The organism is Stutzerimonas sp. CXK-1 (assembly GCF_057738225.1).
Window position 1 is genome coordinate 2,818,092 of record NZ_CM173217.1, and the last position, 16,017, is coordinate 2,834,108.

General features: G+C 65.6%; 17 protein-coding genes and 4 tRNA genes. 1 reads left to right on the forward strand and 20 read right to left on the reverse strand.

The window, feature by feature from the left end; translation table 11 throughout:
• Position 1: 1 nt before the first annotated feature.
• The 14 genes from AC0KXH_RS13260 to dinB all read right to left on the reverse strand — a co-directional run bounded on the left by AC0KXH_RS13260 (position 2) and on the right by dinB (position 12,845).
• Positions 2-445 carry a pilus assembly FimT family protein gene (locus AC0KXH_RS13260; RefSeq protein ID WP_200628994.1) on the reverse strand — a complete coding sequence of 148 codons (444 nt, stop codon included), beginning with the start codon at positions 443-445 and terminating at the stop codon, positions 2-4.
• Positions 446-487: 42 nt separating this feature from the next.
• Complete coding sequence (locus AC0KXH_RS13265; RefSeq protein ID WP_488223534.1) at positions 488-967, reverse strand: prepilin-type N-terminal cleavage/methylation domain-containing protein; 480 nt, start codon at positions 965-967, stop codon at positions 488-490.
• Between the two features lie 20 nt (positions 968-987).
• Positions 988-1,506, reverse strand: a complete 519-nt coding sequence (locus AC0KXH_RS13270; protein WP_277870003.1) for a type II secretion system protein — start codon at positions 1,504-1,506, stop codon at positions 988-990.
• Positions 1,470-2,006 carry a hypothetical protein gene (locus tag AC0KXH_RS13275; protein WP_488223535.1) on the reverse strand — a complete coding sequence of 179 codons (537 nt, stop codon included), beginning with the start codon at positions 2,004-2,006 and terminating at the stop codon, positions 1,470-1,472. Before AC0KXH_RS13275 ends, AC0KXH_RS13270 begins: the two co-directional genes overlap by 37 nt.
• Positions 2,003-3,241, reverse strand: coding sequence for a type II secretion system F family protein (locus AC0KXH_RS13280; RefSeq protein ID WP_312571781.1), 1,239 nt, complete (start codon positions 3,239-3,241; stop codon positions 2,003-2,005). The genes AC0KXH_RS13275 and AC0KXH_RS13280 overlap by 4 nt, the downstream gene beginning before the upstream one ends.
• A gap of 172 nt (positions 3,242-3,413) precedes the next feature.
• Entirely contained in the window at positions 3,414-5,141 is a 1,728-nt protein-coding gene (locus AC0KXH_RS13285) for a GspE/PulE family protein (protein ID WP_488223536.1), read from the reverse strand.
• Positions 5,138-6,514 carry a tetratricopeptide repeat protein gene (locus AC0KXH_RS13290; RefSeq protein WP_278470983.1) on the reverse strand — a complete coding sequence of 459 codons (1,377 nt, stop codon included), beginning with the start codon at positions 6,512-6,514 and terminating at the stop codon, positions 5,138-5,140. Before AC0KXH_RS13290 ends, AC0KXH_RS13285 begins: the two co-directional genes overlap by 4 nt.
• On the reverse strand, positions 6,511-7,437 hold the full coding sequence (locus tag AC0KXH_RS13295) for an ExeA family protein (protein ID WP_488223537.1): 927 nt from the start codon (positions 7,435-7,437) through the stop codon (positions 6,511-6,513). The genes AC0KXH_RS13290 and AC0KXH_RS13295 overlap by 4 nt, the downstream gene beginning before the upstream one ends.
• 4 nt (positions 7,438-7,441) lie before the next feature.
• Positions 7,442-9,043, reverse strand: coding sequence for a pilus (MSHA type) biogenesis protein MshL (mshL, locus tag AC0KXH_RS13300; RefSeq protein ID WP_043221171.1), 1,602 nt, complete (start codon positions 9,041-9,043; stop codon positions 7,442-7,444).
• Entirely contained in the window at positions 9,040-9,366 is a 327-nt protein-coding gene (locus tag AC0KXH_RS13305; RefSeq protein ID WP_242411543.1) for a Type II secretory pathway component, read from the reverse strand. Before AC0KXH_RS13305 ends, mshL begins: the two co-directional genes overlap by 4 nt.
• Positions 9,359-10,042, reverse strand: coding sequence for a type II secretion system protein GspM (locus AC0KXH_RS13310; RefSeq protein WP_313305541.1), 684 nt, complete (start codon positions 10,040-10,042; stop codon positions 9,359-9,361). The genes AC0KXH_RS13305 and AC0KXH_RS13310 overlap by 8 nt, the downstream gene beginning before the upstream one ends.
• The gene (locus tag AC0KXH_RS13315) at positions 10,032-10,634 is read right to left on the reverse strand and encodes a PilN domain-containing protein (RefSeq protein WP_488223538.1); all 603 of its coding nucleotides are present in this window, start codon (positions 10,632-10,634) and stop codon (positions 10,032-10,034) included. Before AC0KXH_RS13315 ends, AC0KXH_RS13310 begins: the two co-directional genes overlap by 11 nt.
• Positions 10,634-11,554, reverse strand: a complete 921-nt coding sequence (locus AC0KXH_RS13320; protein ID WP_488223539.1) for an MSHA biogenesis protein MshI — start codon at positions 11,552-11,554, stop codon at positions 10,634-10,636. Before AC0KXH_RS13320 ends, AC0KXH_RS13315 begins: the two co-directional genes overlap by 1 nt.
• Positions 11,555-11,783: 229 nt before the next feature.
• The gene (gene dinB / locus AC0KXH_RS13325) at positions 11,784-12,845 is read right to left on the reverse strand and encodes a DNA polymerase IV (protein WP_061337088.1); all 1,062 of its coding nucleotides are present in this window, start codon (positions 12,843-12,845) and stop codon (positions 11,784-11,786) included.
• Positions 12,846-12,933: 88 nt separating this feature from the next.
• On the opposite strand from dinB, the gene AC0KXH_RS13330 reads away from it, so the two are divergent.
• Complete coding sequence (locus AC0KXH_RS13330; protein WP_061337087.1) at positions 12,934-13,206, forward strand: hypothetical protein; 273 nt, start codon at positions 12,934-12,936, stop codon at positions 13,204-13,206.
• A 6-nt stretch (positions 13,207-13,212) separates the two neighbouring features.
• Here the strand turns inward: AC0KXH_RS13330 and AC0KXH_RS13335 are convergent, their stop codons facing one another.
• The 6 genes from AC0KXH_RS13335 to gltX all read right to left on the reverse strand — a co-directional run bounded on the left by AC0KXH_RS13335 (position 13,213) and on the right by gltX (position 16,013).
• Complete coding sequence (locus AC0KXH_RS13335; protein ID WP_041106916.1) at positions 13,213-13,662, reverse strand: acyl-CoA thioesterase; 450 nt, start codon at positions 13,660-13,662, stop codon at positions 13,213-13,215.
• 268 nt (positions 13,663-13,930) lie between these two features.
• Positions 13,931-14,006 (reverse strand) — tRNA-Glu (locus AC0KXH_RS13340).
• Positions 14,007-14,051: 45 nt separating this feature from the next.
• Positions 14,052-14,127, reverse strand: a tRNA-Ala gene (locus tag AC0KXH_RS13345).
• A gap of 51 nt (positions 14,128-14,178) precedes the next feature.
• Positions 14,179-14,254: transfer RNA gene (locus tag AC0KXH_RS13350), tRNA-Glu, on the reverse strand.
• A gap of 55 nt (positions 14,255-14,309) precedes the next feature.
• Positions 14,310-14,385 (reverse strand) — tRNA-Ala (locus AC0KXH_RS13355).
• A gap of 143 nt (positions 14,386-14,528) precedes the next feature.
• A complete protein-coding gene (gltX, locus tag AC0KXH_RS13360) occupies positions 14,529-16,013 on the reverse strand; it encodes a glutamate--tRNA ligase (protein WP_061337086.1) in 1,485 nt (494 codons plus the stop codon).
• Positions 16,014-16,017 lie beyond the last annotated feature (4 nt).

Here is a 16,017-nt window from a genome sequence, read left to right on the forward strand (position 1 = left end):
TTCATTGCACCAGCCCGGTTTCGGCCGTCACGCTGAAGGTGAACGCACCGATGGTGGCACTCGCCGCGCCGGAGGGACGCCCCAGCGAGTCGAACACCACAGGAAAGTTGGTCGTCGACACCGAAACGCCCGCAGGCACTTCGGTGTTGGCGAAGGGTGTCTGGCCGTCCGGCCCCTGCACTTCGGCGCTGAAGCCGCCCGAAGTGCAGTTCGCCGCTCGGCGCAGACGATAGCCACCCGCGCCCAGGCTGACCTGGGTCAGGCAGCCGCTGGCCAGGGCCAGCTTCTGCGCATAGCGCACGGCCGAGACCGTCTCTTCAAAGAACAGGCGTTCGTCGAACACCTTTCGATCGAAGAAACGCGGCCCCACCACAGCGGCGAGGATGCCGATGATGACGAGTGTCATGATCAGCTCGACGAGGGTGAAGCCGTGTTCGCTCCGCATTTGGTTGTGCGACCTTGTGCCAATGACTCGGACAGACGACCGTTAATTACAGTTTGCTTTTGTCAATTCGGTCGCTGTAATCGTCGGAGCGGCATCTAATGCCGGATCGTTTTGGATAGCGGCTGTGTAGTTCGTTTTATAAGTAAATTTACAAGCAGCGTTTGCGTTAGAAGTGACGGTCAATGTGTCTCCACTTGCAGTCACTTTGTAATCAGCACCGTTAGTGTCGAGCTGGGCTGCGCTTGCAATGCCGGTGAGTGTTGCTGCGGGGTAAGTACCGGTCATATCGATTGACGTTCCCTCAAGCGTGATCTTATTGGCGACCGGTTTGGTAATAAGAGCCTGTGAATGGGCGATTGCAGCCGCCGACTTCACGGCGCCGGCCATGCCTTGCATCGCCGCAACCCGCGCATCGCCACCGAAATCCGCAAACCGCGGCAAGGCAAACGCCGCCAGAATCCCCAGAATTACGATCACCATGATCAGCTCGATCAGGGTAAAACCACTTTGTTGCTTTTTCATATGCATTCTCCGGAACGCGCTTAGTTGAAGGTAAAGGCCACTTGGCCGGTGGTGGTGTCGTAGGTGATGGCGTCGTCGCCGCCGTCACGCTGGTAGGTGTAGGTGCAAACGGTATTGCCACTGTTCTTGCTGGCCACGTAGTCCGGGTCGGAGCCGCCGATGGTCGGAACCGAGCCCTGCAACACGTTCAGCCAGACATTGGTGCAGTGCAGCGCGGTGCCTTCGGTATTCACCGGCCAGCCGGCGGCATTGACATCGACATTGCCCTCACCGAAGCCTTGTACGTTCGTTTCCGGAGTGGTCACGCCCTTGGCGCGATTGAGTTCCCACTGCGCATGGACGAGCGCGACCGCCGAGCCCAGCGCGCCTGCGGTCCCAGCAACCGCCGAACGATGCGCGTCCTTCGTGGCATTCATGAAGCGAGGCAGTGCGACCGCCGCCAGAATCCCCAGAATGGCGATCACCACCACCAGTTCAATCAGGGTGAACCCCTTGTCTTTTTTCATCGTCTTGCTTGCTCCTCGATAGCTGACATCCATTTCGCCAGTTGCCCGGCCGGGACGGGTTCTAGCTCCAGGCTCACGACCCCGTCCCGGTCCCGTAAGCCCGCTACTGCTTTGGCCGGCACGCGTCGCAGCGCGTAGCCGTGTATTGCGTTCGTCCACGCACCGCTCTGGAAACGGCTGCGGTACAGCACCCAGCCCCTTTGCGGCAGGTAGTGCCAGCAGCCCCGGCGCGGCCGCTCGCCATCGGCCAGCTCGCCGCAATAGTCGTCCGGCTGCCAGCGCAGCTGGCGGAACGGGTCGGCAGCCAGCCACTGACGATCCAGTGCATGTCCGGCCACTACCTCCTCCGCTGCGCGTGCCGCAAGGCCGAGCGCCAGGTTGTCTCGCGTGGCCTGCATCGCGCGCGCCTCGCTGACTTGCAGGGCGCGCCAGGCGATGGGCAGCGCCCCGGCCAGCAGCGTGACCGTCAGTACCAGCCAGGCCCAGCGCCAGCCGAACTGGCGCGCCGTTCGGGCATCCAGCACCAGCGTCATGCCCCGCCCCGCGCCGCCGCACCCAGCTCCCACATCGGCAGGAACACGCCCAGCGCCAGAATCAGCACCATCACGCCCATGCAGACGATGAGAATCGGTTCGATGGCGTCGGCCAGCTGCTTGAGGTCGTAGTCCACCTCCTGCTCGTAGAAGTCGGCGACTTCGATGAACAGGTCATCGAGTGCGCCGGTTTCCTCGCCCACGGCCATCATCTGCAGGACCAGTGGCGTGAACAGACCGGAGTTGTATGCCGAGCGAGTCAGCGCTTCGCCGCGCTCGACGCTTTCGCGGATGCCAAGAATGGCCTGGCCGATGTGGCGGTTGCCGACACTCGCGCTGTTGATCGACAGCGTCTGCAGCAACGGGACGCCGGCGCGGTACATCATCGAGAAGGTGCGGGTGAAGCGCGCCAGGGCGATTCGCTCGAAGATGCCGCCGACGATGGGCAGGCGCAGCTTGATGCGGTCCCACTTGAGCGAACCGGCGTCGGTCTCGCTCCATTTGATGAAGGCGTAGAGGCTGCCGACGAGGGCGAGCAGCAAAAGCCACCACCAGTCGCGCATGAAGTTCGAGGTCCCGATCAGCAGCCGCGTGGCCCATGGCAACTGGGCGTGGAACTGGGCGAACACCTTGGCGAACGCCGGGATCACCAGCAGGTTGATCACTGCCAGCGCGACGCCCATGGCCACCAGCACGAAGATCGGATAACGCGTGGCCTGCTTGATGCGCTTGCGCGTCTCGCGCTCGAGCTCGAGGTAGGCCGACAGCTGCTTGAAGGCCTGGTCGAGCTGGCCGGTGTTCTCGCCGACGCTGACCATGCTGACGAACAGGCTGTTGAACACCCTGGGATGTGCGTTGAGCGCCACGGCCATCGACTGGCCGCTCTCCAGGCTGGCGCGCACATCCTGCAGGACTTCGCGGAAATACAGGTTGCGATTGGACTCGGCCAGCCCGCCGATGGCGCGGATGATCGGTACGCCAGCCTTGCTGAGGCTGTACATCTGCCGGCTGAAAATGATCAGCTCGTCCAGGTCGACGCGCTTGCGCCGCAGCTTCTCGCGCAGCACCGCCAGGACATCGCCAGCACCGCTGTCGAGCGGGCCTGTTTCGATGGTCAGCGGGGTGATCTGCTGAGCCAGCAGCTCGCTCGCGACTGCATCGGCACTGGCGCCTTCCAGCGCGCCGCTGACCTTGGCGCCCTGAGCATTCCGCCCGGTGTAATGGAACGCCGGCATCAGGCCTTCCCTCCGCCGTGACCGCAGGTGCGCGCCCACTCGCGAAGACTCTCCGCGGCCAGGCACCCCGGGTTCGCCAGCAAGCTGGCTCCAACGGGAATGGCGGGGAGCGCCTGGGTCAGACCCTGGAAGCTCACAACGGCACCCAGGCGGCGCGGCACTGGCGCGCTGTTCACGCGGTCACCTCGTCGTCCGCCAGGGTGGCGCAGACCTTGAGCACCTCTTCGATGCTGGTCACGCCGGCGATCGCATAATCCAGCGCGCAGGCGGCCAGCGGCCGATAGTGCGGCTGCTGGCGCGCGGCCTCGGCGAAGTCCTGCGGATCACCGCGACGCAGGGCGGCGACCATCGGCTCATCGAGTTCGAGCAGCTCGTAGACACCGACGCGACCGGCATAGCCGGAGTTGTGGCAGTGGTGGCAGCCGCTGCCACGCTTGAAGCGGTAGTCACTGAGCGGCGCGTCGTGCAGCGCCTGCAGCCAGGCCAGCTGACGCGGATCGGGCCGGTCGTCCTCCATGCAGTTCTCGCACACGCGGCGCACCAGCCGCTGAGCCAGCACCGCATTGAGGGCGGTGGCGACAAGGAAAGGCTCGACGCCCATGTCGATCAGGCGCATGGCCGAGGTCAGGGCGTCATTGGTGTGCAGCGTGGAGAGCACCAGGTGGCCGGTCAGTGCGGCGCGCAGGCCGATCTCGGCGGTCTCCTGGTCGCGGATCTCGCCGACCAGCACGATGTCCGGGTCCTGACGCAGCGCGGCGCGCAGCACGCGGGCGAAGGTCAGGTCGATCTTGGCGTTGACCTGCACCTGATTGACTCGCGGCAGCCGGTATTCGACCGGGTCCTCGACGGTGATGATCTTCTTCTCCGGGCTGTTCAGCTCGGAAAGCCCGGCATAGAGCGTGGTGGTCTTGCCCGAGCCGGTCGGGCCGGTGACCAGCACCATGCCGTGCGGACGCTGCAGCAGGCGGCGGAAGCGCTCGAGTATGACCGGTGGCATGCCGGTTCCGTCGAGCTGGAACATCGCCCCGCTCTGGTCGAGCAGGCGCATGACCACCGACTCGCCGAACTGTACCGGCATGGTCGAGACCCGCACGTCGAGGCTGCGGTTCTTCACCCGGATGTTGAAGCGTCCGTCCTGCGGCAGGCGCTTCTCGGAAATGTCCAGGCCCGACATGATCTTCAGGCGCATGACCAGTGCCGAGGCCACTCGGTGCTCCTTCATCACCTGCTCATTGAGCACGCCGTCGATACGCTGGCGGATGCGCACCACGCCTTCGTCCGGCTCGATGTGGATGTCCGAGGCCTTCATCTGCACCGCGTCCTCGAACAGCGTCTGCAGCAAGCGCACCACTGGCGCATCGCTGTTGCTCTCAGCCCCCAGCCGCGCCAGGTCGAAGTCGCTTTCCTGCAGCTCGCCTTCGAGTTCGCCGGCCAGCGAGGCGATCTGGCTGGTGCGCCGGTAGAGCTGGTCGAGCGCGCCGAGCAACTCGCTCTCACGCACCACCGCCGGGTAGACGCGCTTGCCGAGCAGGCGCTCCATCTCGTCCTGGGCGAACAGGTCCAGCGGGTCGGTCATGCCCACCAGCACGCCATCGGCATGGCGCGACAGCACGATCACGCGGAAGCGCCGGGCCACCGCCTCGGGCAGGCTCTGGGTGAGCCCGTTGTCGAACTTGTAGTGCTTGAGTTCGACGAAGGGGATCTGCAGCTGTTCTGAGAGCGCGCGCAGCAGCCGGCCTTCGTCGATGAAGCCGAGGTCGAGCACGGTGCGGCCGAGCTTGGAGCCGGTGCGTTTCTGGTCCTGCAGGGCAAGCTGCAGCTGTTCCTCGCTGATCAGCCCGGCCTGAACGAGCAGGTCCCCCAGGCGAATCTTGCGCTGGCGGTTGTCGAGTACGGTCATCGGATACCTCCCAGGGCACCGGCCCTCTCGGTGGCGAAACGGCGGGCGTCGGCATCCAGCCCCTGGCCCTGCAGCGCGAGTCGATAATGGCGAGCGGCCTGCGCCGGCTGGTCCAGCTGCTCGAGCGCGATGGCCAGACCGAGCTGCCAGGTGGCCTGCGCCGGCCGCAGGGCGACCAGCCGGCGATAGGTATCGGCGCTTGCACCCCACTCGCCGACCTGCTGGTAAAGCGCGGCCAGCAGTGCGTGGTAGGCGGCGTCGCGCTGCACCGGCGGCAGGTTGCCCTTCAGGGTGGTGATGGCGCCGAGCTGATCGCCGCTCTGCAACTGGCCACGTGCGAGCAGCATGCGCAGCTCGCTGTCCTGCGGGTGCTGCTGCAGCACACCGGGCAGCCAGGCCAGCAGACGATCCGAGCGATTGGCCGCCAGATACGCCCTGGCCAGCCAGCGGCTCACCTCGCCGTCCTTAGGCCGCGCCTTGTGCAGCGCTTCCAGCTCGGTGATCGCTTGCGGCAGGTCACCGCGCTCGAGCGCGGCGCGCGCCTGCTCAAGCGGCGCCGGTCGGTGACTATCAATCGCGACCCGCGGCTCGACGGGGCGTGCCTCGGTCTTGACCGCAGGCGCCTGCTCGTCCATCGGCCGCGGTGCAGGCGATGACCCCTGCTCGACCGGCGCCGGCCGGGTCACCCACTCGGGCAGTTGCGGCACCGCTTCGGCACTTTCCTCGGCCACCGGTAGCTCGGCTTCGGTGCTGGCCTCGGGGGTGCCGGTCAGTGGCACGTCGAGCCACAGCTGCCAGCGATCGCCGGCCATTTCCAGACGATCACGCACGTCGAGCCGGTCGCCCAGGCCCATGAGCACGACTTCGACATCCGCTCCCCGCGCCTCGACCCGCCAGGACAGGCTCTGCCCCTCGCGCTCGATTCGCCCGCTGCGCGGCTCGCCGGCCATCTCGACGCCCGGCAGGCGCAGGCTGACGAAGCCCTGCTGGTCGACGCGTTGGTAACTCACCGAGCGCTCAAGCAGCAATTGCAGGACAAAACGCGTGCCTTCGTTCTGCGGCAGAACCTCGAGCAGGCGATTGCCGGCAACCGGCACCGCCGCGTCGGCGGGTTCACTCGGCACGGCGACTACCGGCGTAACCAGCGCCGGAGGCTCGGGGGCCTCGAGGCGCCCACCGACGAGCCAGGCGACCGGCAGAGCCAGCATCAGCGCGCCCGTGGCGAGCAAGCCCCAGCGTCTGAACCGGGCATGACGCTCGCGCCGCCGCGCGGCGCTCTCGTCGACCGCGTGCATGCCGTCCAGACGTTCGCGCTCGGTCGGCGCCGCCCGGCGCGCTTCGAGATCGCGCAGCATGTCGTTGACCAGACTCATGGCAGCACCTCGCCAAGTTGCGAAAGCCATGGCCAGGCGCCGACCAGCGCAGCCAGCGAGGCGGCCACCGCCAACGGCCAGCGCAGATGCCGCGACCAGCCCTGCGGCAAAGCGCTGCCCTCGGTATCGGCCAGCGCGCGGCGCACATGGCGAACGCCCACGCATCGGCTGCCCTCGCCAAAGGCGGCCATCAGGCACTTGTTGGCCAGAATGTTCAGCAGCCGCGGAATGCCACGGCTGCCCTGCACCAGCAGGCGCACCGCCGAACATTCGAACAGCGGCTCGCCGCGATAGCCCGCCACCGCGAGGCGCTCGGTGAGATAGCGCGTCGCATCGGCCACATCCAGCGGTCGCAGCGCATAGGAAAAGGTGATGCGCTGACGCAGCTGACGCAGGTCCTGGCGCGCCAGCGTCTGGTCGAGTTCGGGTTGGCCGAACAGCACCACCTGCAGCAGCTTGCTCTGTTCGGTTTCCAGGTTGGTCAGCAGGCGCAGCCCCTCCAGCGTCGAGACTGGCAGCGCCTGTGCCTCATCGATCAGCAGGACGGTGCTGCGCCCCTCGCCAGCCAGCTCGATCAGCCGGGCATGCAGCGCGGCGAGCAGCCCGTGGGTGTCCAGCTGCTCGACGTCAGGCACGTGCAACTCATGGGCGAGCGCCTGACGCAGCGCCAGCGGGCTGAGCGACGGGTTGGGCAACCAGGCGAGCTGGTAGCGCGAAGGGTCCAGCTCGTTGAGCAGCGCGCGGCACAGCAGCGTCTTGCCGGTGCCGACCTCGCCGGTGATCTTGATGAAGCCCTCGCCCTCGGCAAGCGCGACGCGCAGCAGGTTGAGGCACGCCTGATAGGGCGCCAGCTGCACCAGGAAGCCAGTGTTCGGCGTGAGCGCGAACGGCTTCTCGCGCAGGCCGAAGAACGCCTCGTACACGGGCTTACCTCACCACCTGATTGAACGACTCGGCGCTCTTGCGCAGGTCATCGAGCCAGACGCGGTCATCGATCACCTGCGGGCGCAGCAGGATCACCAGTTCGGTCTGCTGCAGCGCCTTGCGCTGCTGCTGGAACAGGGCGCCAACCACCGGCAGCTTCGATGCCCAGGGCACGTTGGCGTCGGTATTGGTGTTGCGGTTTTCCATCAGGCCGCCGATGACCACGACCTGTCCGCTGCGTGCGCGCACGATCGAGTCGGACTGGCGCGTGGTCGACAGCGCCAGCGGCAGGTTGAAGACGTTGTCGTCGCTACCGAGCTGAATGGTCTTGTTCTGGTCCTGGACCCGGCTGACGGTGGGCCGGACATGCAGGGTGACCTGGTCGTTTTCGTCGATCTGCGGCGTCACGTCGAGCGAGATCCCGGAAAAGAACGGCGTCAGGGTGATGTCCAGATCCGGGGCGGTGGTGCCGCCGGCCAGCGTCGTGGTGGTGGTGGACACGTCGGTGACGAAGAATTCGTCGGTGCCGACCTTGATCACCGCTTTCTGATTGTTCAGGGTCGACACGCGCGGACTGGACAGCACGCGCACGTCGCCCTGGGTCTCGAGCAGCTGCAGCACGCCGGTGAAGTCACCGTTCTGCACGATGGCGCTGAATACGCCACCGATGCCCTGCGCGCCAGCGAGGGCATCGCCCTGCAGCCCGAGGGTGATGTCGGCGTTGCCGAAGCTGCCCAGCTGCGACCAGTTGATGCCCGCCTGGAAGCCATCGGAGAGATTCACTTCGAGGATTTTCGCCTCGAGGATCACCTGGCGCTGCAGGTTGCGCTGTGCCTGTTCGAGAAAGTGCTCGACGGCTTGCTGGTCGCTTGCCGGTGCACGTACCACGAGCAGCCCGGCCTGTGGGTTGACCACCACGCTGTTGCCTTCCTCGCCGCCGATCATCATCGCGACGACTTCACGCACCTCGCCCCAGAAATCGACATTACTGGTGGTCAGCAACTGGCTGGCGTTGACCGTGGACGAGGTCGTGCTGGTGGTGGTTCCGGTCGCGGCGGTGCCGGTGTTGTCGCTGACCGCGACCTGCCCGGAGCTGACCCGCGTATCGCTCATGCCCTGGCGCTGCAGGTTGAGATAGTTGAGGTCATAGGTGCGCGTGACCACGCGATTGGGCAGGACCTGGTAGCCGTAGCTCGTGCGGCGGAAGTCATAGCCGTAGCTGTCGCGCACTGCCGCGAGCACTTCCTCGAGGGTGACGTTGCGCAGGCTGAAGGTGATGTTGCCCGTCACCTCGGGATGTACCAGCAGGTTCTGCCCGGCGCTGTCCATCAGGCTGAGAAAGAATTCGCGTGCCGGCATGTCGTTGGCGGCGACATCGAAGCGCGGCCCGGCCTGCACCGGCGCGTCGAGTGCCAGCGGCGGAATCAGTGCAGCCTGGACCGACGCCGGCGGCGCCACCTTGGCCTGAGTCTGCTCGAGGCTCTCCTTGAACAGGCGGTCGCTCTGCTCGTAGAGCTGTCGGTCGCCGTCCTTGAAGGTCTGACAGGCGCTCAGCAGGCAGATCAGGCTCAGCAGCCCAAGGCGTGGCTTGATAATCGACATCATGGCTTGCTCGGAGTGGCGACCGGGACGGCGAGGCGCAGCGTTTCACGACGGCCCTCGCGCTCGATCAGGACGGAATTCGAATAGATGTTCAGTACACGGGCATCGCCCAGGCGCTCGCCTATCTTCAACGAGCGACCATTGACTACGGCGCGCGGCGCGCCCGGCAGGCGCAGGATCGCCTGCAGCTGCAGGACCTCGCTGGCAGGCGCGGCGCCCGCCTCGACACGCAGCGGATCGGCGCTTGGCAGCGTCGGATCGATGGCCTGGGCATCACCGGCAAAGCAGACCAGCAGCAGGCAGAAGATTCGAACGCGATCAGACACCGACCCACCCCGCATGGCGACTCAAGGTATGCAACTCGATAAGGATCCGCGCCTGCGCAGGGCCGGCCTCCTCGACCTGATAGTCGAGGCTGTCCCAGTGCAGCCGCCAACCGGAGGCCTGCACCGCCTGCAGGTAATTCAGCAGGTCGAAGTAGCCACCCTCCAGGCGCAGCCGCAGACCGTGGCGATAAAAGCTGACCGCCGCGGCGGCTTTGCTTTCGCCGGCCGCTTCGGCTTCGGCAGCCGGCGGCTGGAGCGGCGCGGTGAAACTCTCCAGCTCGACCAGACGCAGCTTCGGCTGATTGCGCAACAGGTCCTGCAGCAACAGCTTCATCTTCGCCGGCGAAACCAGTGCACGGGTCTGCGCGTCGATACGCTGCGACAGCGCCTCGTGTTCCAGCTGCGCCTTGTCCAGCGCCTCGCGATAAGGCCGGTTGGGGTCGGCGGCCAGTTTCGCCTCGAGTTCGCGCCGGCTCGCCTGAGCTTCCAGCTGGCTGGCCTCGGCCTGGCGGCGCCCGGCGTCGAGAGCTTCGCGGCGCTCGGTCAGCGGATCGACTACCGTCAGCAGGTAGAGCAGGCCGAGCAGCGCCAGGCCGACCGCATAGGTCAGCCACTGCTCACGTGGGGCGAGCGCTCGCCACCGCAGCATCAGCGCAGCAAGGGAGCTATTCGCCATCGTCTGCTCCGGCATGTGAGGAGAGGGTGAATTCGAGCAGTTGGCGTTCGTCGCGCTGCACGTCGAAGCGGGCGAACTCGCGGCCGGCGAAGGCCGGGCTCACGCCGAGGCTCTGCAGATAGAGCGGAAGCAGCTCCTGATCGCGACTCTGCCCTTTCAGGCTCATGTCATGACCGCCGGCGCGCAGCTGGATCGTTGTCAGCCACAGGCCGGTCGGCGGGTGGCGGTCGGCGAGCGCCGTGAGGATCGGCACGAAGCCTTCGGCACGCTCGGCATCGAGCTTGCCGAGATACTCGGCAAGCTGCAGCAGCTGACCGTTCTGCGCCTCGCGCTCGGCGAGCTGCTTGGGCAGTTGCGGGTCGAGCACCGGTTCGCGGTAACTGGCCTTGAACTGTGCGAGTCGCGCCTGTTCGGCCTCGGCCAGCTGCTGGGCCCGCTCCGCGGCCTGCCCGGCAGCATGCCACTGCCAGGCGGACCAGCCGCCGTGCAGCACTACGCCGATCAGCAGCAAAGCCAAGCCGAGCGCCATCTGACGCGGCTTCGGCCCGCCGTGACGGCGCTGCTCCTGCTGGAAAAGGTTGACGTTCTGCATCACTGCACTTCCTGACGCAGGGCCGCGCCAACGGCGCCGATGCAGAAGGCCTGCGTGGCTTCCGGCAGGTCGGCCTCGGTCTGGCCGGCGAATAGTTCGCGCAGGTCGAGCCGCTGCAGATTGACGGCCAGGCCCGTGGAAAGCGCCTGAAAGGTCGCCTCGCCGTTCTGCTTCATCGGCAGCAGCAGGAGTCGGCTGATGTAACCCTTGCCGAGCTGACTTTCGAAGTAATCGAGCGAGCGCTGGATTTCCAGCGTCATCCCGGAGAGGTCCTGCGCCGCGCGCGCCAGACCGTTCTCGATACGCCGGGCCATATAGATGTCGGCGCCGTTCTGCACGCTGATCAGGCCTTCGCTGGTGCGCAGGCGCAGCAGCGCAAGGTTGACGCTGCCGGCGCCGGCCAGCAGCCCCAGGTTGCGGAACGCCATTTCGGTGATATCGATGCTCTGCAAGTGCAGGCCGGCCTGCCGGACGAGCGTCAGGTAGTGCTGCATGCGCGGCTTGCTGAAGACAATGCAGTACACCATGCGGTTGCGTCCGCGGTAGGCGTCTTCGGGTAGCGAGAAGCAGTCGACGATGACCTCTTCCAGCGACTCGCTGATCAAATCCTTGACGCGCCAGCGCATGGCGTCGCGCAGCTCGGCCGCGGGCACCTCGGGCGCCTCCAGGAGGAACATCTGGTATTCGGAGGGATGTAGCAGCACGTTGACTGCCGCGCCTTCGAGGCGGTGTTCAGCGACCAGCCGCTTGAGCAACTCAACCTGACCGGCAGTGTCGGCGGCGTGGTACTGGCACAGACGCAACTGCGCCGGCGCGCCTGCTTCGCGCAGAACCTGCGCCAGGCTCATGCCGTGCGGGCTGCTCTCAAGGCCGAGCAACCCCGCCGCCCGGCTATCACGCTTTCTCGAAAACAGCCCCACTCACCGGCTCCCCTTGCCCACAAGCCACTGCGCGTTCAGCTGAAGAACGGCTAACAATGACCGATATCAATTTGCCATCAGTGGCGACGGGACTTTAACAACAATGGTTGAGGGTGTCCAAATACCGTCGTCTGCCTGTGCGCCGATGTCGCGCATCAAAATATGCGCACCGTCACACTTCTTTCGCTATCGGCAGCACGAAGCGTGCCGAGAGTGCGCTTCGTCGGGATCAAAACAGACGCAGTTGCTCGACCTGCTCGCGTCGGCTGCTCAGACGCACGCCTATGCCGATCAGCCGCACGGGCCGTTCGCCGCGGGCGTAGGCGCCCGCCAGCAGGGAGGTGAAGCCTTCGAGCGTCGCGCCGACGCCAACCTGCTCGACGGTCGTCTGGGTAAAATCGTGGAATTTCAGCTTCACGAATGGCTTGCCCGGCCGGTAGTCCGCCTCCAGCCGGGCGATCCGCCGCTCGAGCTGCGCCAACAATTCGGCGAGTTGCGCTTCGCAAGCGGCCAGGTCGGGCAGGTCGCGGTCGAAGGTCTGCTCGACGCTGACCGATTGGCGCCTGCGCTCGACCTGAACCGGACGCTCGTCGATACCCTGTGCCAGCCCCCAGAGGCGCTCACCGAAAGCGCCGAATTCGCGCACCAGCGCCAGCCGACTCCATTGCCCAAGGTCGGCACAGGTCCGAATACCCAGGCGATCGAGCTTTTCCGCCGTGACCCGCCCAACACCATGCAGGCGCTTGACCGGCAAGCTGGCGACGAAGGCCCCAACCTCGGCGGGAGTGATGACGAACAGGCCGTCCGGCTTGTTCCAGTCGCTAGCGATCTTGGCGAGAAACTTGTTCGGCGCGACCCCGGCCGACACCGTGATGCGCAACTGCTGCCAGACGCGCCGACGGATGTCCTGGGCGATGCGCGTGGCGCTGCCGCCGAACTGCGTGCACGCGGAGACGTCGAGGTAGGCCTCGTCCAGCGACAGCGGCTCGATGAGATCGGTGTAGCTGCGCAGGATGCCGTGAATCTCCTGCGAGGCTTCGCGGTAGACATCCATGCGCGGCCGCAGAATCAGCAAGTCGGGACACAGCCGCAGCGCATGGGCCGAAGCCATCGCCGAGCGCACGCCAAAGGCCCGCGCCTCGTAATTGCAGGTCGCGATCACGCCACGCCGATCCGCCGCGCCACCGACGGCGATCGGACGCTGTGCCAGCGTCGGGTCGTCGCGCATCTCGATGGCGGCGAAAAAGCAGTCGCAATCGACGTGGATGATCTTGCGCTGGTGTGCGCTCATGGCCGCCTCACCAGGTGAACGATGATGCTCGACCGGGGGTCGTTACTAGGCGCAGTTCCGATTCTTTTCGACATATGTGGAGGCTGGCATGAAACCAACGCAGCTGACGTCACTTCTGTTCGGCACCCTGCTCGCGGGCGGCATCGCCGTCAACGCAGCCGCCGACGACCATATGCAGCCGCATGCGAAAGACCCGCAGAACGCTCACGACAACACCCAGCAGCAGATGGGCGACGACACGCATTACGATGGCAAGCATCAAGCCGATCCGAAGATGAAGCAAGAAGTCCAGGAGCAGTGGCGCGAGGACGCCGAAGAGCGCCGTGAGTCCGACGTTCGCAGACCCGAACAGGGCGGCTGACAGCCCTCACAGCTCGAGGGGATAGGGCTCGACCAGCGCCTTGCCGTACCCCTCGACGAACTCGGGGGGCATGCGCTTCGGCTTTCCACTGGATAACTCGATGCAGACGAAGGTCGTCTGCGCGCGGAGCAGCGTGGCCCCGTCGGCCGGGCGAACGAGCTGGAACTGGCGCTTCATGCGCAGACGCTGATCCGATTCGCAGATCCAGGTGGCCAGCTGCAGCCGGTCACCTTCATATGCACTGGCCAGATAGTCGATCTCGTGCCGCAGCACCGCCATCGCACGGTCCAGCCGCCGATAATCCTCGATGCCCAGCCCCAGGCTCTGCGAATGACTCCAGGCGCAGCGCTCCAGCCAGGACACATAGACGGCGTTATTGGCGTGACCCAGCTCGTCGATGTGCTCTGCCGACACCTGGACATCGATGACGTAGGCCCCTTCCCTATCCCAGCTCATGACAGATCTCCCAATCAAGATTCGCAGCATGAGAACCCGAGCGACGCGCTTTGTCACGCGTCTGCACCCATTACGGCGCCCCAGGCTGCTCAAACTCCGACACGTCCGGCATGCCGCCGTTCCGCCAGCGCCCGCCGTCATGCCGCCGCGTGCGCGCGACGGCGCCTGCTCACGCAGGACCGGACGGCAGCCGAAAACCATATGACAGAAAAACAAAAGGGCCATCTCGCGAGAGATGACCCCTGAGTGCCCAAGGCGGGCTAAAAAATGGCGTCCCCTAGGGGACTCGAACCCCTGTTACCGCCGTGAAAGGGCGGTGTCCTAGGCCACTAGACGAAGGGGACGTAACCTTCGATACGGTCCGGCAAGGAGCCGAAGCGCGTGGAAATTGGTGGAGCTAGACGGGATCGAACCGTCGACCTCTTGCATGCCATGCAAGCGCTCTCCCAGCTGAGCTATAGCCCCGAACTTAACGTCTTCCGACGAGCGCAACGCCTGGGCGGTGCGGCTGGAAAGTGGCGTCCCCTAGGGGACTCGAACCCCTGTTACCGCCGTGAAAGGGCGGTGTCCTAGGCCACTAGACGAAGGGGACGCAATCCCTTCTACGCAACCCGTCAACACGGGCTGGTGGCAAATCTCATCGAGTTTGGTGGAGCTAGACGGGATCGAACCGTCGACCTCTTGCATGCCATGCAAGCGCTCTCCCAGCTGAGCTATAGCCCCAACTCGAGGACGGGGCGCATATTAGGGGCGCCCCTGGGCGGTGTCAACACAATTATCCGTCGTTGACGAAGAATTTTTGGCATTAGGAACAATCACTTACCACGACGAACGGCAGCCGCCGAAATGACGGCCGCCGAGCCGCTTCAGCCGGCGATCGCTGCCAGCAGCTTTTCCCACTCCTTGGCTTCCTTTTTCGAGGCGCCGCCAAGCAACTCCAACGCCTGACGCAGACGGAAGCGCGTCAGGTCCGGGCCGAGAATCTCCATCGCATCGAGCACCGACACCGAGCTGGCCTGGCCGGTGATCGAGGCAAACATCAGCGGCATCACGTCACGCAGCTTCAGTCCGAGGTGCTCGGCCACTGCCGTGATGCAGCCGGTGATGTTGTCCTTCTGCCAGTGCCGCAGCGCCTCGAGCTTCCACAGGACCAGCTGCAATACCTGGCGAACCTGGGTCTCGTCGAGTTTCTTGTGGACGAACAGCGCCGGGTCAAGCGGCAATGCACCGGAGAAAAAGAAGCCCGCCAGTGGCGCGATCTGGCTGAAGGTTTCCACACGCTGCTGCACGTGCGGGGCGATCTGCATCAGGTAGCCCGGATTGAAGGCCCACTTCTGCACTTCGGCGGCGAACTGTTCCACCGAGAGCTCGCGCAACCACTGTCCGTTGAGCCAGGAGAGCTTCTCCAGGTCGAAGATCGGTCCCCCCAGCGAAACGCGGGTGATATCGAAGCTGGCGATCATCTCGTCGAGCGTGAACTTCTCCCGCTCGTCCGGCATCGACCAGCCCATGCGCCCGAGGTAGTTGAGCATCGCCTGTGGCAGGAAGCCCATGCGCTGGTAGAAGGTGATCGAGGTCGGGTTCTTGCGCTTGGACAGCTTGCTCTTGTCCGGATTGCGCAAGAGCGGCATGTAGCAGTTCACCGGCGCTTGCCAGCCGAAGTATTCGTAGAGCTTGAGGAGCTTGGGCGCCGACGGCAGCCACTCCTCGCCGCGCAGCACGTGGGTGATACCCATCAGGTGATCGTCGACCACATTGGCCAGGAAGTAGGTCGGCAGGCCATCGGCCTTCATCAACACCTGCATGTCGATGCGGTCCCAGCCGATCTCGACCTCGCCGCGCAACATGTCCTTGACCACGCAGACGCCTTCGCTCGGCACCTTCATGCGCACCACGTGCGACTCGCCGGCGGCGATGCGACGCTGCGCCTCTTCCGCCGCGATGTGCATGCAGTGGCCGTCGTAGCGCGGGGTTTCCTTGTTGGCCATTTGCTCGGCGCGCACCTGATCCAGGCGCTCGGCGCTGCAGAAGCACGGAAACGCATGCCCCTTGGCGACCAGCTCGTCCGAATACCGCTTGTAGATCGCGCCGCGCTCGCTCTGCCGGTAGGGCCCGTGCGGACCGCCGACATCCGGCCCCTCGTCCCACTCGATGCCCAGCCAGCGCAGCGCATCATAGATCTGCTGCTCGGACTCGCGAGTCGAGCGCACCTGATCGGTGTCCTCGATACGCAGGACGAACTGGCCGCCGTGCTGGCGGGCGAAACACAGATTGAACAGCGCGATGTAGGCGGTGCCGACATGCGGGTCGCCGGTCGGTGACGGCGCGATACGGGTGCGAACGGTGGTCATGTTG